Source organism: Sporolactobacillus sp. BBK16-2 (assembly GCF_059878335.1).
In genome coordinates this window covers 382,436-403,606 of sequence record NZ_CM187611.1, presented here as the reverse complement: position 1 = coordinate 403,606, position 21,171 = coordinate 382,436, and the positions used below count along the sequence as shown (strand labels likewise).

The following is a 21,171-nucleotide window of genomic DNA, read 5'->3' as shown; positions in this document are numbered from 1 at the left end:
GGCTATTTTTTAGTCTATTTAACTGCAAGAGCCGGTTTATATTTCATAGTCTAATAACTATGAATCAAAGAATTAATCTCACATTTATAAGAACATAACTGATTGTGCTATTAGCTCATGAAATGATCAAGTATCAAGATAATAAGGACGTTTCTCTTTTCTCACTCTCCAGAACAGGATCAGCCCGACACCGATAATGATTAGTACCATTGCCAGCCATTGAGAGACACGCAGTGGCCCTAGCATCAGACTGTCTGTCCTTAGACCTTCAATGTACGAGCGACCGAGCGAGTACCAAATGATATAGGACATAAAAAGCTCACCACGGTGCAAATTCACCCGCCTTAGTATAAGGAGGAGGATAAATCCTGCAATATCCCAGACCGACTCATATAGAAACGTCGGAATATAATAGGTGCCGTTAATCAGCATCTGATTGACAATAAAATCCGGAAGATGCATATTCTCAAGCGCAGCTCGGGTCGTCGGACCACCGTGAGCCTGCTGATCCATAAAATTGCCCCAACGTCCAAGTGCCTGTCCGAGAATCACACTCGGTGCAATAACATCGGCAATCTTCCAGAACGACAGATGACGCATACGACAAAATACAATCGTCGTGGCTGCCCCTCCAATCAAAGCGCCATAAATAGCAATGCCACCGTTCCATATAGCAACGATTTGTGACGGATGTTGCGAATAGAAAGACCATTCAAAAGCAACATAATAAATACGTGCACAAATGACGGCAATCGGTACGGCAAACATAATAAGGTCGACATATGTATCCTTGGGAATACCCCTTCTGTCGCCTTCACGCAAAGCAATCATCAAACCAAGCAGCGCACCGCAGGCAATAATAATACCATACCAATAAATTTGAATCGGACCAAGATGAATAGCGACCGGGTTTAACGGTTGAACAGTCAAAGATTTATTCCTCCACTTCAACGATTTTTTGTTGACTTTAGATTTTTCGCCTACTTATCGAATAAATTGTATCATATTAATCTTCTAGTCTATTAAGACTGCGCCATTCTACCAATATAAAACTAATGATCAGAATAGAAAAAACGATTAGAGTAACCACTGTATCAAGATCATCTCTTTCTATGAAAAAGGCGATAATCGCTCAATGGAACACACCTATGAATTAAAAACTGGTTTTTATTAAGCCTATGTACGGTTTTAAAAAAATTTGACGTATTTCTCGTATTATCAAAGACTGTTGTATTATATTAAACAGAAAGACGAAGTGGAGGGAGACGGGAACTATGGATCATGTCATTTTCCATATCGATGAAAAAGAAAAGTCGCCTCTGCTGCTTGGAAATGTTAAAAACCTTCTGGCGGATATGACCGCTGAGGTCGAAGTGCTGGCTAATGGTGTGGCTGTCATTGGCTATAAGTCTGAAGAATTTATCAATCAGATGAACAGTTTGAAGGATCAGGGCGTTCAGTTTGTTGCCTGCCGGAATGCCTTGAATGCGCATCACATACTTAAGGAAGAACTATTTGCATTTGTATCTGTTATTCCCGCAGGAGTTGTTGAATTAGTGGAAAAACAAAGCAGTGGTTACGCATACATTAAGCCGTGAAAGGAGGATACCTATGATTTACTACAGGTGTCCTCCCATTCTTTTAATAGACCAGATCCACTTAATCGGCAGATATGATTGATTTTTATCAGAATCTTGTCACTTTACTTTTTCCGGGAAAACGTTATGGTACAGTTTGTAGCCTCCATCCAGATTCTTTACCGAATAGCCTTTCTGAGCAAGAATACGCGCCGCTAGATAGCCGCGAAGGCCTACCTGACACGTCACAATCAGGTCGCAATTTTTCGGTATCTCACTTAACCGTTCACGAATATCGTCTAAAGGAATGTTCATAGCCCCCTGGATGGTTCCGTTCCCATATTCCTGCTCTGTCCGAACATCAATAAGTATCGTTCCTTGTTTCACAAGCTGATCTACTTCGTTCCATTGAATATTCTGCACATTGCCGTCCAACAAATTTTCTGCAGCATAGCCGATCAAATTAATCGGTGCTTTTGCCGAACTAAATGGCGGAGCGTAAGCTAGTTCCAATTCGGTCAGATCATTGACAGTCATCTGTCCATGAATTGCTGTGGCAAGTACATCAATAGTCTTATCGATTCCCTTCTCGCCAACCGCCTGTGCACCCAGCATCTTTCCAGATTCAGGATCAAAGAGCAGCTTTAGCGTCATCTGCGAACTGCCCGGATAATAGGTTGCATGATCCGGCGGGCTCGTGTGCAGCGCTTCGTAGGGGATATTGAATCGCTGCAATAGTTTCTCACTCAATCCGGTTACAGCTGCAGACAAATCAAAGACTTTCACTATGGATGTACCCAGAGTTCCCTTGTAACTACGTTTCATCCCACTTAAAATATCAGCAACCATGCGCCCCTGCCGATTAGCCGGAGAAGCAAGCGGTATAACTGCTGCCCGACCGCCGACAGTTTGAGCAACCTCTATTGCATCTCCAATGGCATAGATGTTTGGATCACTAGTCTGTAATTGATCATTCACCGATATGCTTCGACGAATGCCAAGCGCCAAGCCCACGTGATCAGCTAAGGATGACTCTGGAACAACACCGACCGATAATAGCGTCAGATCCGTCTGCTTGCGCGTGCCGTCATCGAGAACAAGAACCGCACCTTTTTTCTCAAAGCCCATTACTGTTTTTCCTTTGAGCACCTCAATGTCGTGCTTTTTCAGTTCAGCTTCGATCATAATCGCCATTTCCGGATCAAGCGGAGGAAGGACTTGATGCTCTCGTTCAACAATCGTCACTTTAATTCCGCGTTCTGCCAAATTCTCGGCCATTTCAATGCCGATAAAGCCGGCACCAACGATCACCGCACGACCCGCTTGATGCTGCTGCAGATACTGAACAATACGTTCAGCGTCCGGAACGTCGCGCAGCGTGAACAAATTGTCCGCTTGGTCGATTCCTTCAATTGGCGGACGCATCGGGTGCGCGCCTGTTGAGAGAATCAGCACATCATAGGTCTCTTCATAAGTCTTTCCATGATGACCAATGACCACCTTCTTTTGTTCTCGATCAATACGCGTCACTTCGCTTTCCGTCCGCACGTCCAGACGAAAACGTTGATACAGCTTTTCTGCCGTTTGCACAAGCAGTTTCGACCGTTCTTTAATCACTCCCCCAATATAATAGGGAAGCCCACAATTGGCAAAAGAAACATAAGGTCCGCGTTCCAAAACAATAATCTCCGCATCTTCATTCAATCGGCGCAGACGTGTGGCTGCCGACATACCGCCGGCAACTCCTCCAATAATGACGTATTTCATTGAGTTTCCCTCCTTAAAATTCGATCGGTCCGTGCCAGCTCATCATCCCGCCTGTCATATTTTTGACCTTAAATCCACTTGCGGACAAAATGGCAGAAGCCACACCGCTTCTGCTTCCGGAATGACAAACAATGATATGTTCTTGATTTTTATTGATTTCATTGAGTCGATTCTGGATTCTATTAACCGAAATATTCTTGGCACCAGGAATGTGCCCCTCAACAAATTCGAATGGTTCGCGAACGTCAATAATACTTACAGGCGCATGACTGCGTATCCGTTGCTCTACTTCTTCGGGTGTCCACTCTTCATACATGCAGGTTTCCTCCTTGAAACAATTTTTTATTTTTTATCAAAAACCGCGCATTTGAATACCTATGTGGGTATATCTTTCCCAATAAAAAATTAAAACCAGCGATTCATTCCGCCACGCACATTAGTCACTTTTTCATAGCCTGCTTTTTTCAAAAGCTTACAGGCCATCGAACTTCTCATACCGCTTTGACAAATGACAACCACTTCTTTTTCTTTCGGAATCTTATTGAGATGATTGTGCAGGGTTTGCAATGGAATATTGACAAAACCCGGAATTGACTGACCACTGAATTCTGCTTTTGTGCGTACGTCAAGAAAATAGTTACCCTTTTTACTCGGCAGATAGACTTCCTTTAGCTCTGAAGTACTTATCTTCTTAATTTTGGGTTTACAAAAGAACATGCATCTCATGACTGATTTCCTCCTTATGCCGTTGGATTCACTTCATCATGATCCCTTAACGGCTTTTCACCAGCATTTGAACCGCTTCGTTTATGATTGATTCTGCTGACTCTTCACCGTTTTCAATCTGTTCCCGCAAGCAAGCTTCAAGATTCTTGCCAATGACTAGACCCAGTGCACGATCCATTGCTGACCGTGCAGCCGTCATCTGGGTGACCACACTGCGGCAGTCTTCACCCTGTTCCATCATGTGAATAATTCCACGGATTTGCCCATCAATCCGTTTCAATCGATTGGTCATTTGTGCTGTATACTCCATGAGCTGCCTCCTTTTATACCGATACAGGTATATTATTCAACTTATTTTTTAAAGCCAAGCAAATCGGAGCAATCCCGCAGGAATCTCGCACCTACGCGTTTAATCTATGACCTACCCTTATCAATAAGGGGGCTTATTCAATGATTTGATTTGATTAAATAAATAGGTTCACATTTGATTTTGCTGCTTCGCCTAAATAGCTGGCAACACCGCCAAATTCAACACCATCGATGATTTCTTCACGTGCAACGCCCATGAGATCCATACTCATCGTGCAGGCAACCATTTTTACCCCAAGCTGTTTCGCACGCTCGATCATCACATCAAGACTGTCAACATTCTTGCCAGCCATGACCTTTTTAATCATTTTCGGTCCCATGCCGGCCATATTCATTCGCGACAGTGGCAGATGATTCGCATTTTTCGGCAGCATCATACTGAACAGTTTATCGGTTCCCGACTTGCTGATCTTCGTATTGGCATGCCGCTTAATAATATTTAGCCCCCAGAAAGTGAAGAAGAGTGTAACCGGTTTGCCCATTGCAGCCGCTCCGGTCGCAATAATAAATGTTGCGATCGCTTTATCCAAATCGCCATCAAAAACCACCATCGTCGTGGCGCCGCCAGCACTGGATGCATCTTGTATCATGGTTGGTGCTGGTTCGCTATTGCTTTTCGGCCCCTTCCTCAACGTCGCAACAACTTTACTTCCGACAATGTCGTTGGTCAGCAATTGATTGCCTGTTGCATTTGCCCAGGAGACAATGTCCTTATGAAAACCAAAATCCGACGCTTGAACTTGTAGCAAATCGCCATTATTCATTTTATCGATGGATTGTTTTACTTTGAGAATCGGACCCGGACACTGCAGCCCGCACGCATCGACTTCAATTTTTGTACACTGTGGTGCTTGCTCAGCTGCCGCTGAAGCTGCTTCTGTTTTCACGGCATGTGACACACGAGACTGCGATGCACCTGTTTGATATTTAGCCTGTTCATAAGTCTTCAATCCACCGTCAAGATTGTACACATCAAAACCATTCAGATCTAAAATACGGGCCGCATTATAGCCGCGAAGCCCAACAGAGCAGTAAACATAAATCGGCTGATCCTTAGGAAGTTCATTAAGCCGTCTTCTTAATTCGCCCCGAGGAATATGATGACTACCCGGCAGTTTTCCTGCAGCAAGTTCAAAATCTTCGCGCACGTCTAAGAAATACGCCTTTTTATCTAGAAGCGCATCGACCTCATGCCACTCAACGGTTTTCACTAAACCTTTTCGTATATCCGCGCCGATATAACCTGCATAATTGACAGGATCTTTCGCTGATGCATAAGGCGGCGCATAGGCCACTTCGATCATTTGAAGATCTTCAATCGATCCATTCATGCGCATTACCGCAGAAATCATATCAATTCGTTTGTCCGCACCCTCCGTACCGATCGCCTGCGCTCCGAGAATTCTTCCTTGTTCATTATAAATAACTTTTAATTCTATTGGCGCTGCACCCGGATAGTAGCCGGCGTGTGAATTCGGGTGTAAATGAATCACCTGATAAGCGATGCCGTCCTTCTTCAAAAGGCGCTCATTTTTTCCAGTCGTCGCTACTGTGAGTACAAAAACCTTGGCCACAGCTGTTCCTTGTACAGGAGGATTCTTAGCATCCAATCCATTCAGATAGTCAGCGAGAAATCTTCCTTGACGATTGGCTGGGCCAGCGAGCGGAATTAACGTTGGATTTCCTGTAATGAAATCTTTAACCTCAATCACATCGCCAATTGCAAATATATCTGGAACACTTGTTTCAAAATGCTCGTTAACGACAATCGCGCCTTTAATGCCCGTCTTCACACCGGCCTTTTGTCCCAACCTGCTGTCAGGCAAAACACCGATGGACATCACCGTCAGGTCTGTGTCTATTTCTTTGTCACTGCTTAGCACAACCTTATGGCCATTATCAGAAAAGCGAGCAACCCCATCGTTTACGATGAGCTTGACACCATTAAGTTCGATCTGTTCATGGACAAATTGCGCCATTTCAAAATCAAGCGGTGCCATAACTTGCGGACTGGCCTCAATAATTGTGACCTCAAGTCCAAGATCAACGAGATTTTCAGCCATTTCCAATCCGATGAAGCCGCCGCCAATCACAGTAGTCTTGCTCACTTTATGAGTATCGATATAATTTTTAATACGTTCAACATCGGGTATATTTCGTACAGAAAAAACATTATCCGCTTGATCAAGTCCTGGAATCTTAGGCACAATCGGCCGGGCACCTGTTGAAAGAATTAAACGATCGTAATGATCCGTTGACTCCTCTCCATTCAACACGTCCTTCACAGAAATGGTGTGTTTATCCGGATCTACATCAATCACTTCTGTGTTGTTGTGCACCTCAATATTGAATTCATTGACCATGTTCTCAACCGATTCGACAAGCAGCGCATCTTTTTCACGGATCGTACCGCCGACATAATATGGAAGCCCGCAATTAGCAAAAGAAATGTAAGCGCCTTTTTCATACATGACAATTTCATTTTCTTCATTTAATCGCCTGAGCCGTGTCGCTACACTTGCACCGCCGGCAACGCCGCCGACAATAATGATTCGCTGTTTCACAATGAGACCTCCTGGGTGCATGTATTCATGGCGATGAATCCGCCAATGTTCAGCACCATTATACCCCATAGGGTATAATGGTGCAAGGTTTTCTCAACAATCAAAAATTGAGAAGAGGGTTTCCTTTTCTCTTTTTGGTCAATGATTGATTTCTTCAACCTATTGCCGGTCAAGCAAGATTATGCATGAACAAAACTCATGATTCGATTAGGATCAAATCCAAGTACCCATTGACCATTAACACTTGTTTGTGGTACACCCATTTGTCCGGTTGTTTCCACAAGACGTTGGCCCGCAATCTGATCTTGTTGCACATTGATTTCTTTAAATGGTAGTCCCTGTTGTTTCAGAAAATTTTTCACCATATGGCAATAAGGACAAGTATTGGTTGTATACACAGTAATTTCATTCATCGTTCATAACTCCTTTAAAATTTTTTTAAGCTCTTAAAAGATCAGAAATTTAACTGTTCATCACTGGCAAGCTGATGCTAGCCTCATAGCCTCAAGACCAAATATAAAATTTCTATTACATCTATAGTATATACCCATACGGGTATACAGAAAACTATTTTGCTCATAAGATTTTTCTTAATTGTATAATGAATTATTTACTGATGAGTACGAACCACCTATCTTCTCGATTAGATTCAGGAAACATGCCTAAATGAGTTTAGGCTATGAATCGTTTAAAGGAGAGTTAGCCAAGTCGATTTTTTATAATTTTCTAGACAACGAAAAAACCGGTCATCGACTCGAAAAATTCGAGATCTATGACCGGCTCTTTTTTTCACATTCAATTTATTTGAAAACAGAAAGCAGACCCTTGCTCTTGTTCTCCATTTCCAGTACTGTCTCATGCATTCGATGGATTATCTGAGGCGCATCCATTGGATCGGCCATCATTTCAATGATACAAAGTTGTTTGGCACACTTTTTTTCAGCTTCAGCAACGGCCTGACGAAGTTCATTTGTCGTGTGCGTTTGAACGGTAAATGCTTCATGTTTAAATACCTCAGGCAATTTGTCATAATCCCAATCAGGAAAATTGTTATAAACGGTGCTTTTTACTGTGTTAATATATTTTTCGATTGTGTAGCCTTTATTATTTAGTACAAAGATGATTGGCTTGCAGCCGTTTTCCAGCATTGAGCTTAGTTCCTGAACGTTCATCTGCATCGAGCCTTCACCCGTAAAGAGCAGAACACGTCGATTCGGGGCAGCGACACATGCGCCGAAAGCGGCTGGCAGCGCATAGCCGATCGCGCCCCAACCTCCCTGAGTGATATAGGTGACGCCTTTTTTCAGTCGAGTCTCTGCCAAGCCCCATGCAAATGTTCCGGATTCAGTGACAATAATGTCCCGCTCGCGGAACATCGTCTGGAATTGCGAATAATAGTCGTCCGCAGATAGTGCGCCATCATCCGTCTTTTGTTGATCAAAAGGAAACACCGACTGCTGCGGCAATGTCCATGAATGGTCCCCAGCCGGAAACGCGTCGATCATGTCATCAATGATGATGTTCGGATAAATTGTTTTTCCGATTTGAACATAATTAGGCATCACATTAATGATCGCGAGCGGATCAATAGTGTCGGTAAACAGTCCGGTATTGTAATCGTTCCATACCGCTCCGAACGCGAGCACGCAATCAGAGGATTCAACAAGCTTCCGAGTCGCTTCATTACTGCTGAGTTTGCCGCAGTAAAAGCCGGCATAATTTGGCAGACTCTCGTCACAAGCCCCTTTCCCCATCATCATTGTGACAAACGGAACATTCATTTTCTGAGCAAGTTCTTCTACCTGCTCCCCAAGTCCATAATGCATCGCGTAAACATCGGGAAGGATAATGGGCCGTTCGGCGGTTTGCAAGCGAGCAGTAATCATTCGGACCGCTTCTTTTAATGAAGCTTTATCCGTTTTCTTTCGCTTCGGATTTCCCGCTCTTGATGTCATAGGTGCGGTCACAACGTCCGTAGGTATCGTCAAATAAACGGGTTTCTTTGTTTCTCGCGCCTTAGCAATGGCATTGGGGATCTCAACACCGGCATTTTCCGGAGTGATGGCGGCCGCATAGGCTGTAATCTGATCATACACTTTTTTAAACGTGTCAAAATTTCCGTCAAGCAAGGTATGGTGCATCAGCTTGTGCTGCGTCTGCATCATCGCTTTCGGACCTCCGACAATATGAATGATCGGAACCGATTCACTATACGCACCAGCAATCGCGTTGCATGCGCTCATTTCACCAACGCCGAATGTCGTGATCAGCGCGCCGATTCCTTTCACTCGCGCATAGCCGTCGGCAGCGTAGCCTGCATTCAATTCATTCCGGCAATGGACAAAATTAAGTTCTCCATCCTTTTCGAGTTGATCGAGCAGCGAGAAATTATAATCACCTGGTACCCCGAAAACGTCTGTAATGTTTTCGTTTTTCAAGCATTCAAACAAAAATTCACCGACCTGCATAGCTCTGCCCCCTAGATAAAAAAGTTGTCATGCAGCTTATTTTTACCAAGCGGTTGAGAGATATGTATGAGCGTCCATAGCTCCGATTACCGGGTGTTTCGAGATAACGGATCGATGAGTTGTACCACTACGAAACGATCCTTTATAATAAAAAAAACGACATCAGAGATAAGCGTTGCCATGCGTTCGAAGGTAAGGCCGCTTGAAGGAGAAAATGATTCTGTGAACAAATCAGCCTTTATAAAATTGAGCATCGCCATGACCATTTTTGGTTCGATTGGTTTTTTCTCGCGTTTGACTGGTCTTCCGTCTATGGAATTGGTTTTTGTTCGCTGTATCAGCGCGACTGTTTTTCTCACCGCCTTCTGGCTGATCAGCGGGCACTACAAGCAAGAAAAGTGGCAGAAAAAAGAGATGACCACCATCATAATCGGCGGCATCTTTCTTGTCTTGAACTGGATTTTTTTCTTTGCTTCTTTTGAAAAAACGGCAATCACCGTCGCCATCTCAATTTATAACTTAGCTCCAATCCTTGTTCTAGTAATCGGGTGGATCTTTTTCAAAGATCGGATCAAATGGATCGGAGTTGGCGCAGTGACGCTTGCTTTCATTGGCACCGTACTGATTTCAGGGGTCCGTCCAAGCGACCTCATGAACAGAACATCGGTTGCCGGACCGGTTTATGCCTTGATTGCCGCATGTCTTTACGCGCTGGTGATCATCACCGGAAAGTACATCAAGCATGCCAGTCCCTACTTAGTAACGATCATTCAGACGTTTATCGGTGTGATCATGCTGCTGCCTTTTGTCCATTATTCCTTATACGCTCAGCTAACCGCTGCCAACTGGTTCTATAGCATTTTCACCGGCGTCGTCCACACCGGCGTGGTGTATCTGCTTTTTTATGAGAGCATTCGGTCGCTTCCGACTCCTATTCTCTCAGCACTTACCTATCTGGACCCGCTCGTCGCGATCCTGCTTGATGTCGTGATCACCGGATTTGTTCCCACTTTTCTGCAGATCGTGGGTATACTGCTGATCTTTATCGCGTTGTCCTATACATTCATTAAGCGCGAACCTGCAGATTCAGGAAGTAAAACGGACATTCAACAATAGCACCTTATGATCTGAAGAACGTGCATTTAATGTCCTATCAGGCCACTATTTCAATTTGATATGATCTTACTTGTTTTAAAGCAGCGGTTATTAATGATAAAATTGCCTATCTCGATCAAAACTAATTCCTATAGGAACAAAAAATGGAGGGTTCGGGTTTTTCAAAATTTTTGCGTTTTGCTGGAAAATATTTTTCCAAACACTTCTGTTTTCATTAAGCATTCCCTCCTTCATTAACTAACGAGTAAAATAAGCGGAGATTTTCCGGTTATATTCATCATGGAGCTTGTTTCGCCAGTAAATAAGGGTAATTTTTCCGCTTATTGCAAAGCAAAACCCTCCATTTTCACGTTTTTCGATTCGATAAGCGGAATTTTTCCGTCTATTTAAGCTATTTTTTCGTTCATTTTCTAATTAAGCGGAGTATTTCCGTCTATTTCAGGTTTGGCGCTATCTGATCGCCCAACCGATAAGTGCGGATTGGGAATCAGTATTTTATGACCATATCGTCTTGCCAGCAAGGCAAAACGATAGCTCTCTTTCCTTGTTACAAAAAACAGGCAGGAAAATCATCTTTCGATTTTCTCTGCCTGTTTTCATTTTTTACTATCTATAATCAATGTTGCTCTGCCACGACCGGCGCTTTTGAAGATTCTGTTCCGTCGGTATCTTTTTTCGGACGCTTCAGCATGAGACTCAGGATCATCCCGACGATTGCGATCCCCATTAACACAAAGAATGTGTCACCGAAGGATGTGGACAGTGCCTGAAGCGGCTGACTGCCATCTTTCAAGTGCTGCTCCATTCGTTGTGAAAGAATGGTCGATAATCCTGCAACCGCGAAAGACATCATGACCTGCTGAGCAGCGTTTGTCAGCGACGTGACACGGCTGACAATATTTTGCGGGGCAGCCTGGATAATATGTGTATTTAACGGCATCATCGATAAGCCCATTCCTCCGCCAAGCAGTGCCAGTGGAAGAATCAATGCCCTTGATCCATCTTCCGCTGAAATTCCCGACAACAGATAGGCAGCTGATGTAATAAATACTAAACCAGTAATAACGACGGGCCGCGCGCCTAGACGATCAAACAACCGTCCGCCAATCGGCATGAAAATACCGGCTGCGATCGCTTGCGGAAGAACGGCAAGGCCGGATTCAAACGCGCTGAATCCCTTACCCTGCTGAAGAAACAAAGGAATGAGAAACATCGTTCCGAACAACGCAATCTGTGTGATCCATTGAACAATGATCCCTTTTGTAAAGTCAGCGGAACGAAAGACGCGAAGCTCTAATAGCGGCTGCTTGCGCCGCAGTTCCACAATAATAAACAGAATCAGCGCGATGCCTCCAACGACCAATCCTGTAATTGTCTTAGCAGAGGTCCAGCTTGTCCCGCCTTCACTCACACCATAGGCAATTGAAGCAAAAGCAATCGGTGCGAGAATCATGCCCAGAAAATCCAGTGCAGGCACAGATTGACGCTCCAGATTCGGCATCGTACGAATGCCCGCAATAACGGCGAGCACACCCACAGGAAGGTTAATGAGGAAGATCCAATGCCAGCTCGCATAATCAACGAGCCATCCTGATAAAACCGGGCCGAGTGCCGGAGCAAGCAGCATCGGAATACCGATCATGCCCATCACAGCCCCAACCTTATCCCTTGGACTGAGCCGGTAAACAAAGGCCATCGCAATCGGCGCGACCATACCGCCGCCAAGACCCTGAAGCACTCGGAAGATGATCAGCTGCTCAACGCCTGTAGAGAGCGCGCATAACCCGGATCCAACCGTAAACATAATTACCGAAAAGAGAAAAATCCGCTTTGCCCCGAAGCGGTCGGAAAGCCATCCGGCAAGCGGAATAACCGCTGCTTGGGCTAGCGCATACCCTGTTACCGCCCACTGAACAACAGAAATCTTGCTGTCAAAATCTTTTACAAGTCCGGGAAGGGCAACATTCATTGCCGTTCCATCCAAAATAACCATAAACATACCGACAATGATTGCGAGAAGCGGCGCAATAATCGCTTTTATCGACGTTGCCTGATCAGAACGAATGTCTGATGTTTTCTTTAAAGCCATCTTTCATCCTCCATTTTACTTACCATTTATCCCGTGACCTCATTATTGACCTGTTTTCATTTAATGTTTACAGTGAACTACATCGGTACTTAAAGTACCGAGCTTCTGGGAACATTGCAGACTTACTTTTTTGTCCGAGGACGCAAAAGCAGAGGTTACAACTCTTTGACCAAGGCTTGTCCCAAGCCCAAAGTTAAGATGTTTTTTGCAGCGTTAACATCGCGGTCATGGTGCACCCCGCAATGTGGACACGTCCATTCACGGACACCAAGTTCGTGTTTCCCATCATCATGCCCGCAATGGGAACAAATCTGTGAGGTCTTATATGGACTGACGACAATAAGCTGCTTATCGTACCAAGAACATTTATACTCAAGCATTCGGCGAATTTCTCCCCAAGCTTGGTTCGCAATCACCCGTGCCAATTTATGATTGCGAAGAAGGTTTTTGGTTTTCAGATCTTCAATGGCGATCAGATCATAGTTTTTCACTAGTTTTGTGGTGATCTGATGCAAATAATTCTGACGCTGGTTGGCCATTTTTTCATGGAGTTTCGCCACCATTAATCTGGCTTTTTGCACGTTTTTGAAGTCGGCGAGCTGTCTTGGCTGAAGAACCTGATTGTGTTTGTCCCAAGCCATAGCTTTTTGTGCGTGCAGACGACGCCGAGCCAGTCGTTTCTCCCACTCGTGCAGCTTTTTTGCCTGTTTTTTGTCAAAGCGAATACTGGGAATCTTTTGTTCATCCGAACCAATAAGTAAATCAGAGATTCCCAAATCAAGACCAATACGTGCGTTCGTCTTCGTGAAGGCTTGGTTTTCGTCTTCAACAAGAAGAATGGCGTAGTATTTTCCAGTAAACGATTGTCGAATAGTTACCGATTTAATGACCTTTGGAATGGGTTTCCCAGCTTTAAAGCGAAGCCTGCCTAACTTCGGCAATTGGATCGAGTGTGTTGCGACCTGTTTCATATTCTGATTGACGCATTTGCATTGATAGGATTTTTTGAAAGACTTCTTTGACTTAAACTTGGGAAATCCATGTTTTTGTTTAAAGAACTTTTTATAGGCTTCGACTAAATCATGATTGGTGGCTTGAAGGCTGGTACTTTCTGCATCTTTTAGCCAAGGATACTCTTTTTTCAACGCCGGAAGCAAATTATTTAAGGTATAGGCATTCAAAAAAGGAGTTTTTGGATTATTTTTATACCGTTCAATCAGCATATGGAGCATTTGATTCCAAACAAAACGGTTGTAGCCAAAATTACTTTGGATGAGTAGCTTCTGCTTTTTATTGGGGTAGATACGTACTTTAAGTCCTTTTAAGGGCATGCTTTCACCTCTTTTCATAGCTTAATTATAGCACATACGTTCGTGATATGACTATTATTGAAACAGCCTCCTAGCAAAAAGAGTGGCCTTGGACAATGATTAAACCTAACAAAAAGGAGACCAGTTTTGTATGCCTGATCGAACACAGCGCAGAGATGCCAACGAGATAAGCGCATCAATTTTGCAAACAACTGAATCCTTGTTCTCACAGCACGGTGTTGAGAATGTCAGCATGCATCAGATTGCCAAAGCCGCAAATGTGGGCCAAGGCACGATGTATCGACGCTACGCCAATAAAGGTGACCTTTGCATGGAGCTCCTGCATGAGCAGTTCAACCTGATGCAGGCAAAAACCGCCTCTTACTTAGAGAAATCAAAGTCAAAGCCTGCAAAAGAACGATTACAGACTTTGTTGAAAGAACATATCCATTTTCTGGAGACTCATGTTGCACTAATTGAAACCATTCACAACTTCACGTCCTGTATGGGGAAAAAGAAAACATTCTTTGAGTCGAAGCCGTATCTGTTTATGCACAAAACAATTGGTGAGCTGCTCGATGAAGCAATCAAGGCGAACGCAGCGAAACCGATCAATACAGATTTTACTGCTCACACTTTTATCGCAGCGGTTAATCCAAAAATCTATCTTTTTCTGCGCCAAAAGAATGGATACAGCGAAGCAGATATGATCGAAAACATCAAAAAGACATTAATTGATCCGCTATTTTCTTAACATGATCGCAACTAAATGTTGACAATAAGTGAAAAGTCGTTTATATTTTCATTGACCGATCAGTTAATGAAAATATAATTTGATGCCACCTTTACCTTGACGTCACCTACTCAACTTGGCTAACATTGACCATGAGGTGAATGAATCAATGAACGGATCTACAAGAAAAAAGAAATTAACCAGTCGGGATTTGCAAGCTATTGAACGCAAAAAGCAGCTGCTTGACTCTGCGCGGAATTTATTTGCTGAAAAAGGCTTCCACAATACCTCGACAAAAGAAATTAACCGGGCGATCGGCATGGCAGACGGACTCATGTACTATTATTTTCCAGAGGGGAAACAGCAGATTCTTGACGCGGTGATTCAGGAAGCAACCGAAAGCAAGGCAGAATTTATCAGTCAAATCTTACAGAACGTGAATCATGACGATTCGGTTCGCGACATGCTTGTTGGAATATTACGCTCTATGTGGGGCCTGATAACTACTGACAGTAACCGAAAAGCACTTATAATCATGTTTCACGAGCAACCGCTGCTGAAAAAAGAACAGACCTCATGGATCATTGATACATTTCATGCAGTCATTGAGCAAATTGCCGAACTGCTTGAAGAACGGGTGCAGCGCGGAGAACTTCGGCCGCTCAACTGCCGGCTGATGGCCCGCCAGCTGTCCGCCCTCTTTCAGAGTTACCTTTTTGAGCGTGTATTTATTCTGGGTGAGCATGAGCTAAGCGAGGATTCCAAGCGCTACCTTCTGGCGAACATCGACTTTCTGCTTGAATGCTGGAAATGAATGAAACAGCCTCCGGTATTAAATTGCATTTTTATTCACTGATCGATCAATGAATATATAGGAGGCTTCATATGTTACGTATTTTTACTCAGAAATCATTTTGGCTGTATCTTGTCATCGTCGTTTTAGTTCTCTCAATCTTTTCCTTTGCTCAATTTGGTCCATCGAGCACGTCAAAAATTAAAGGATTAAAAGTTGCCCTAGTAAATGAAGATCAGGGACCAAACGGAAAAATCATTAAGGAAAAGCTGCAAGACGCATTCGACAAATCGGACGCACCGATAAAGTGGGTTTCTCGCAGCAGTCTCCATTCAGCCAAAAAAGGAATGGAAAACAAAGAGTATTATGCGGCAGTCATTATTCCAAAAAATTTCACGGAACAGTTGTTAACGCTTCAGACCGCAAAACCAGAAACGGCAAAGCTTGAATTATGGGTGAACCAAGGCATGAATGCCCAAGCCGCGACTGCTATTCAAACGATTTTCGCCAAAGTATCCAATCGAATATCGGCAGCCTTTAGTGATCAAACACTTCAGGCCGCAGAAGCACATCATTTGAAGCTGAGTCCTGCCCAAGCGAACGTGCTGGCTCAGCCAATGACCACTGAGACGCATTTGATAAATAAGGTTGGCACGCATAGCGCAGGCGGTAATGCTCCGGTACTTCTGACAATGCTCGTTTGGCTCGGCGGGCTCACCAGCTCGCTGCTTATGTGGCGCACATTCAAGAAAATGGGCAATGACTCGCTGTCACTGCGCCTCACCATTAGTCAGACGCTGGCAGGTCTTGTCCTCGCCTTCGCTCAAGCGCTCACATTGCTCACTGTGGTCAGCGGCATGATGAATCTTCATGTGCCTGACACATCGAACCTGATTTGGGCACTCACATTCAGTGCATTCGTTTATTACTTGATCCAGACGGCAGTCCTTAACTGGCTCGGATTTAAAGGGTGGCCAATTGTTATTCTGATCTGGTTCTTCGGATCACCGCTGCTCCCTTACCCACCAGAAATGCTGAACCATTTCTTCCGCTACTGGATTCACAGCTGGGTGCCGGTACGCTTTGGTATGGAGACGATCAAAGATGTGCTCTACTTCGGCGCAAAAGCAGATCTATGGACAATGGCTTCAATTCTCGGGTATATCGGAATCGGCGCACTTATCCTCGTGCTCGGTGCCGGATGGTGGCAAGGACGTAAGAAACTCAAATCGGTATAAAGTTAATAAATAAGATGAGGCCGTCCAAAAGGGATGGCCTCATCTTTGTTTTGTGCTACATAAGTTAAAGTTATATAGAGGTTAAAATTACGATGCAAGCAATTTACTTGAGAGCGTGCATGACTTATTCAAAGATCTCCTTTCTCTAGTTTTTTGTTTAATAGCATATAATCATCCTTGTCAAAAGATATTGTTACTCTGTCTAAACGATTCCCGCCCGGATACAAATATAATAGTTCACTGTATTTTATTCCTAAAGGAATTGTCTGATGGATGAGATTTAAAATTTTTACACATTCTAAATCTACGCCTTCTTTCAAATGATTTTTAACATGAATAACGACTACGTCTTCAATATTTTCAAATCTTGGCTTTCGCGGAGAAATATTTCGAGCTTTACAAAGCCTTTTTAATAAGTGTTGATAACTATCATTTTTTTCCAAAAGATCTTCCCACAATCTATTGTATTATACAGAATAATAAAAAAATAGAGGCTGGGAAAAGTATATGAGAAATGATATCTTCGCTGGGCAACGATCCGGAAATTTCCAAAGTTATTTTAATGACTCTAATCGTGGTTCAATAGCAGTTCTAGATGAGGAGCTTGGTTCACGGATTTATAATGACGAAAGAATATAATATTCTCGGACAACACCATGCCAGGGAATTTTTCTAACGCAATACTTCGAATGGGAAAATATATTGTATAATGAGGACAAGGCAATAGATCGGCTTGAAGGGCGGCGTGTCACACCCTGTTACTCGTAGTGTCTCCCGTAGACGACAGAGAACGGAAGGAGGCGCTTTTATCCTTGTCTGCTGTTATGGCTGTGATTGGCATCATTGGGCTGCTCTTTATGAGTATGAACTTTGTGCTGAATTTACTTGACCATATCACAAGGGATAAAAAATAACCGCTCTGAGCCGACACTCATTGTAGCGGTTATCCTTGTGATAGCTTTACACTTGTGATGTGCTGCTCTTAAAGCAGCTTCTAAAGCCTAGGCAGTTACCTGTGCGACAACACAGGTAACTGCCGTTTTTATTATATACACAAGGCAATGTAATTAACCTTATGTATTGCAATTAATCTCGCTTTAACTGACTTCATTATACAGTATATCCTTGAAAATGTTAAGAACAAAAAGCCGCACTATACCTGGTTCTCGGCTCATTGCCGCTAAATACGATCTTTCTGTATTTATTAATTGGCAAATTTTTGTCATCAAGCCATGGATTCCGCTCTGGCCTGATTTGCAGAGATTCTGCGGCACGTTCAAATGCTTTAATTAATTTTTCTGCCGCTTCATTGTTTACATTGGCGAGGAATCGCGTATGTGAAACAAGCATTTCCAGTGCCTGCTCGGAAATAACAATCGAATACCGCCTACTGCTGTTTCCCATTGCGAACCTCATCAGCTGCCTGGCGCATCAGTGAAACCGTCTGGTCTATGGAATACCCCGATTTACCGTTTAACCGTTCCTCTTCCGCAGCAATGAGATGTTCTCTCAAACGCAGCATCTGTTCACGTCTTGAAAATGCGTCAATGTCCATGACCACAAGATCGCCCTCACCATTTTTCGTTAAATAAACTGGCTCGCCGCTTTCCCGGCACAATTCAGCAATTTCATTGTAATTATTTCGTATTGCAGCCGATGGCTTTATGTTCATTGGATCTGCCTCCGTAGCATAATTATAGATATATTATACCATAATATATCTATAAAAATTTTCATTTTAAAAGAAGCTTGATTAAGTTAAAAAGTGCATTTACTTGGCACTGATCCGCTTTCGTACATAGATCTCTAATATTCGTACAACAAAAATCAGTCTCGCATTATTCTGCGGGACTGATTTTCGCTAATTCGTTATGATCCACCATTATTTTAAAAGAGCAACAATCTGTTCGATTGCCTGTTTTGCTTCAGGCAATGGGAAGAGCGGCCATATATGGATCATGGACGGATATTCATAATAGTTAATACGTATGTCCTGCGTGTCGAGCATCCGCTTGAGTCTGCGGGCATCAGGATTGAGCAGATCATGGGTCCCGGTAAACAGGCTGATTTTGCCAAGTCCTTCAAAACTGCCATATATGGGACTGATCAGTTCATCTTTCGGATCTTTATCTGCCGCATACCACTTCCCTATTTGCCTAAGCGAAGGAGCCGCCAGCACCGGATCAAGCTGCTCCGCGGCACCGATCTCCGGATTGCTCATTGACATATCCAATGTAGGAGAGAGGACAACGATATTTCCCGGCTGCGGCAACCCAATATCCTTTAACTGCTGAGCAAGTACCAAGCTCATACCGCCACCTGCGGAGTCACCCATAATCACGAGATCCTGAGACTCAGTCTCCGAATCAATTTGAACATAAAGCGGAGCAATGAGATCAAAAACGTCTTGATAATGGTGCTCCGGTGCCAAAGGATAAATCGGAACCGTGATCGTGCACTGCAAGGCTTCGACCAGCTTGCTTAAAAACACCCAGTGCATCGACTTAATTTCGTATACATAGCCGCCCCCATGCAAATAGAAAATATGTTTTTGTCCCGACCCTTTTTTTGGTTTCATGACATAATAACAATAGCCGTCACTATCTTTTCGTTCAATGGTACATGCTTTATATACCTTTTTGGGAGGGTTAGAATTCTCAGCTAACCGTTTTTTTCGAATGGTTTTCTTTAACTGGAGAGTGAAAAGTTCTGTGTAAATAAAACAAAAGGATAACCCTTAAATGGGATTTTATGGTATCCTCTAATTCACCACAAATAGAGAGGAAAAATCGCCAAGGGTTATCGTTCTTCTAGTTTATCCTGTTCCTTCGCGATTGACTAGTGCCATGTTAAAATTTATCGATTCTATACTTCTGTTATTCCGTTCTTGTTTCCATAGATTCGCCGCATTCAAATGGTTTGTTGTGATCATTACCGGTTTGATGATTCGCTCCGATTCTCTTGGGGTCACTTCCGTGATTCGTGACTTGACCCTCAATCCTAGAGGTTATGAATCGATGATTCATTTTTTTCGCTCCTCTGCTTGGTCACTGGATGATTTACGTCAGAAATGGCTGCACATTGTGCTCCAGTTTGCGCCACTTAAGCGTGAAGGAGAAGCCGTGATTCTCGTTGGCGATGGGGTCAAACAGGCGAAAGAAGCGCGACACATGCCGGGCGTAAAGAAGCTTTATCAAGAGTCCGAGGATGTGTCCAAATCTGCTTTCATCTTTGGTCATCTCTGGGGCGCCGTCGGCGTCCTGATGGGAACCACAGGCAAAGTCCTTTGCCTACCTTTATTCCTTAACCTTCAAGACGGGGTCAAAAGCATCTTTAGCTGGGAGGACGGTCACAAAGCGTGTGACGATTCGCATGTGGTTCAGATGATCGATCAAGGCTATGCCGCAGCTAAAGTTCTGGGGCATGCGCTGTTTCTCCTTGATCGTTATTTTTTATCGGTGCCGGCGCTTCAACGACTCGATCTGCGGAATCAGGAAGGGACGGTGAAACTGGATCTGGTAACCCGAGCCAAAGCTTCCGCAGCGGCCTATGAGTATCCCGTTCAAACGGGGCGAAGGGGGCGGCCAAGAAAGAAAGGGGCGAAGGTCAAGCTGAACACCCTGTTTGCTTCCCGAAGCGACGCGTTTCAGGCGGTCACACTTCCGTTGTATGGTAAAGAAGAACCCGTGTCGTATCTCTGTCGGGATCTGCTTTGGGGTACGGGGATGTATCACGAACTGCGCTTTGTACTGGTTAAGATGTGCGGGCGGCAGGACATTCTGGTAAGCACGGATCTGACCTTGTCTCCCGAAGCGATCATACGTCTCTATGCTCGGCGTTTTACCATCGAAACCACCTTTCGGACAATGAAACAGTCGTTGGGAGCCTTCACGTATCATTTTTGGAGTCGATCCATGCCGAAACTGAAACGTTACCTTAAAAAGGATGAATCTCAGCCGGTGGATCAGGTGGTCGACCGGAACGCCCGGAAACAAATCCTACAAGCGGTGAACGCCATGGAAGGATACATGATGTGCAGTTGTATCGCGCTGGGACTTCTTCAGATGGTGGCCTTACGCTACTCAAAGAGAGTGCCACAACTGTTTTTTCGTTATTTGCGCACGCCATCGAAAGGTATTGTCTCTGAAGCGACCGTTATGGTCTATTTGCGCCGTTCGATTTTTTGCCTGTTTGCCCGAAACCCACGTTTAACCATAACGCAAATAATTCGAGAAAAGCAGGAAACACCTGAAGTACAGGACGAATTACGAATTTCTTAGCAGCTTAGAACTTTTGACTGTCGAGTTCTTTAAGTCATCGTTCGTTAATTGCCAATCCTTTTTTATTTGCACGATTCTGAGCAATGCTTTAACCAGCTTGCTTCGCATACTTTCTTTGTTCTTCTCCAATAAACCTCCCCC

General features: G+C 43.9%; 21 protein-coding genes. 6 read left to right on the top strand and 15 right to left on the bottom strand.

Annotated elements, in window-relative coordinates; all coding sequences use genetic code 11:
- Positions 1-126: 126 nt before the first annotated feature.
- Complete coding sequence (lgt, locus tag AC6F33_RS02130) at positions 127-930, bottom strand: prolipoprotein diacylglyceryl transferase (protein ID WP_255748291.1); 804 nt, start codon at positions 928-930, stop codon at positions 127-129.
- Between the two features lie 344 nt (positions 931-1,274).
- Here lgt and AC6F33_RS02125 point away from each other — a divergent pair, with 344 nt between their 5' ends.
- Complete coding sequence (locus tag AC6F33_RS02125) at positions 1,275-1,598, top strand: DsrE family protein (RefSeq protein ID WP_255748290.1); 324 nt, start codon at positions 1,275-1,277, stop codon at positions 1,596-1,598.
- Positions 1,599-1,697: 99 nt separating this feature from the next.
- Here AC6F33_RS02125 and AC6F33_RS02120 read toward each other — a convergent pair whose 3' ends face one another.
- The 7 genes from AC6F33_RS02120 to AC6F33_RS02090 form a co-directional block, all read right to left on the bottom strand.
- Positions 1,698-3,344 carry an FAD-dependent oxidoreductase gene (locus tag AC6F33_RS02120; RefSeq protein WP_500777613.1) on the bottom strand — a complete coding sequence of 549 codons (1,647 nt, stop codon included), beginning with the start codon at positions 3,342-3,344 and terminating at the stop codon, positions 1,698-1,700.
- A gap of 13 nt (positions 3,345-3,357) precedes the next feature.
- Positions 3,358-3,660 carry a rhodanese-like domain-containing protein gene (locus AC6F33_RS02115; RefSeq protein WP_255748287.1) on the bottom strand — a complete coding sequence of 101 codons (303 nt, stop codon included), beginning with the start codon at positions 3,658-3,660 and terminating at the stop codon, positions 3,358-3,360.
- Between the two features lie 89 nt (positions 3,661-3,749).
- Entirely contained in the window at positions 3,750-4,070 is a 321-nt protein-coding gene (locus tag AC6F33_RS02110; RefSeq protein ID WP_255748286.1) for a rhodanese-like domain-containing protein, read from the bottom strand.
- 46 nt (positions 4,071-4,116) lie between these two features.
- The gene (locus tag AC6F33_RS02105; RefSeq protein ID WP_255748285.1) at positions 4,117-4,380 is read right to left on the bottom strand and encodes a metal-sensitive transcriptional regulator; all 264 of its coding nucleotides are present in this window, start codon (positions 4,378-4,380) and stop codon (positions 4,117-4,119) included.
- 154 nt (positions 4,381-4,534) lie between these two features.
- Positions 4,535-7,003: an FAD-dependent oxidoreductase gene (locus AC6F33_RS02100; protein WP_255748284.1), complete on the bottom strand. Its 2,469-nt coding sequence runs from the start codon at positions 7,001-7,003 to the stop codon at positions 4,535-4,537.
- Positions 7,004-7,182: 179 nt separating this feature from the next.
- Positions 7,183-7,416 (bottom strand): glutaredoxin family protein, encoded by a 234-nt coding sequence (locus AC6F33_RS02095; protein ID WP_255748283.1) that lies wholly within the window; start codon positions 7,414-7,416, stop codon positions 7,183-7,185.
- A gap of 387 nt (positions 7,417-7,803) precedes the next feature.
- Positions 7,804-9,471 (bottom strand): alpha-keto acid decarboxylase family protein, encoded by a 1,668-nt coding sequence (locus AC6F33_RS02090; RefSeq protein ID WP_255748282.1) that lies wholly within the window; start codon positions 9,469-9,471, stop codon positions 7,804-7,806.
- Between the two features lie 258 nt (positions 9,472-9,729).
- On the opposite strand from AC6F33_RS02090, the gene AC6F33_RS02085 reads away from it, so the two are divergent.
- Positions 9,730-10,587 (top strand): DMT family transporter, encoded by an 858-nt coding sequence (locus AC6F33_RS02085; protein WP_255748348.1) that lies wholly within the window; start codon positions 9,730-9,732, stop codon positions 10,585-10,587.
- A 616-nt stretch (positions 10,588-11,203) separates the two neighbouring features.
- Here the strand turns inward: AC6F33_RS02085 and AC6F33_RS02080 are convergent.
- Positions 11,204-12,676, bottom strand: coding sequence for an MDR family MFS transporter (locus AC6F33_RS02080; protein WP_255748281.1), 1,473 nt, complete (start codon positions 12,674-12,676; stop codon positions 11,204-11,206).
- Positions 12,677-12,831: 155 nt separating this feature from the next.
- Positions 12,832-14,007, bottom strand: a complete 1,176-nt coding sequence (locus AC6F33_RS02075; RefSeq protein ID WP_255748280.1) for an RNA-guided endonuclease TnpB family protein — start codon at positions 14,005-14,007, stop codon at positions 12,832-12,834.
- Positions 14,008-14,137: 130 nt separating this feature from the next.
- On the opposite strand from AC6F33_RS02075, the gene AC6F33_RS02070 reads away from it, so the two are divergent.
- The 3 genes from AC6F33_RS02070 (at position 14,138) to AC6F33_RS02060 (ending at position 16,750) form a co-directional block, all read left to right on the top strand.
- A complete protein-coding gene (locus AC6F33_RS02070; protein WP_255748279.1) occupies positions 14,138-14,740 on the top strand; it encodes a TetR/AcrR family transcriptional regulator in 603 nt (200 codons plus the stop codon).
- A gap of 148 nt (positions 14,741-14,888) precedes the next feature.
- Positions 14,889-15,533: a TetR/AcrR family transcriptional regulator gene (locus tag AC6F33_RS02065; RefSeq protein WP_500777612.1), complete on the top strand. Its 645-nt coding sequence runs from the start codon at positions 14,889-14,891 to the stop codon at positions 15,531-15,533.
- Between the two features lie 71 nt (positions 15,534-15,604).
- Complete coding sequence (locus AC6F33_RS02060; RefSeq protein ID WP_500777611.1) at positions 15,605-16,750, top strand: YhgE/Pip domain-containing protein; 1,146 nt, start codon at positions 15,605-15,607, stop codon at positions 16,748-16,750.
- A 128-nt stretch (positions 16,751-16,878) separates the two neighbouring features.
- On the opposite strand, the gene AC6F33_RS02055 is transcribed toward AC6F33_RS02060, so the two are convergent.
- From AC6F33_RS02055 to AC6F33_RS02040, 4 genes are all read right to left on the bottom strand, one after another.
- Positions 16,879-17,193 carry a hypothetical protein gene (locus AC6F33_RS02055; RefSeq protein WP_255748276.1) on the bottom strand — a complete coding sequence of 105 codons (315 nt, stop codon included), beginning with the start codon at positions 17,191-17,193 and terminating at the stop codon, positions 16,879-16,881.
- Between the two features lie 691 nt (positions 17,194-17,884).
- The gene (locus AC6F33_RS02050) at positions 17,885-18,154 is read right to left on the bottom strand and encodes a type II toxin-antitoxin system RelE/ParE family toxin (RefSeq protein ID WP_255748275.1); all 270 of its coding nucleotides are present in this window, start codon (positions 18,152-18,154) and stop codon (positions 17,885-17,887) included.
- Complete coding sequence (locus tag AC6F33_RS02045) at positions 18,138-18,422, bottom strand: type II toxin-antitoxin system Phd/YefM family antitoxin (protein WP_255748274.1); 285 nt, start codon at positions 18,420-18,422, stop codon at positions 18,138-18,140. The genes AC6F33_RS02050 and AC6F33_RS02045 overlap by 17 nt, the downstream gene beginning before the upstream one ends.
- Before the next feature lie 210 nt (positions 18,423-18,632).
- Positions 18,633-19,430 carry an alpha/beta hydrolase fold domain-containing protein gene (locus AC6F33_RS02040; RefSeq protein WP_500778127.1) on the bottom strand — a complete coding sequence of 266 codons (798 nt, stop codon included), beginning with the start codon at positions 19,428-19,430 and terminating at the stop codon, positions 18,633-18,635.
- 166 nt (positions 19,431-19,596) lie between these two features.
- On the opposite strand from AC6F33_RS02040, the gene AC6F33_RS02035 reads away from it, so the two are divergent.
- A complete protein-coding gene (locus tag AC6F33_RS02035) occupies positions 19,597-21,030 on the top strand; it encodes a transposase (protein ID WP_255749378.1) in 1,434 nt (477 codons plus the stop codon).
- On the opposite strand, the gene AC6F33_RS02030 is transcribed toward AC6F33_RS02035, so the two are convergent.
- Positions 21,016-21,159 carry a hypothetical protein gene (locus tag AC6F33_RS02030; RefSeq protein WP_500777610.1) on the bottom strand — a complete coding sequence of 48 codons (144 nt, stop codon included), beginning with the start codon at positions 21,157-21,159 and terminating at the stop codon, positions 21,016-21,018. The two genes, AC6F33_RS02035 and AC6F33_RS02030, sit on opposite strands and share 15 nt — an antisense overlap.
- Positions 21,160-21,171 lie beyond the last annotated feature (12 nt).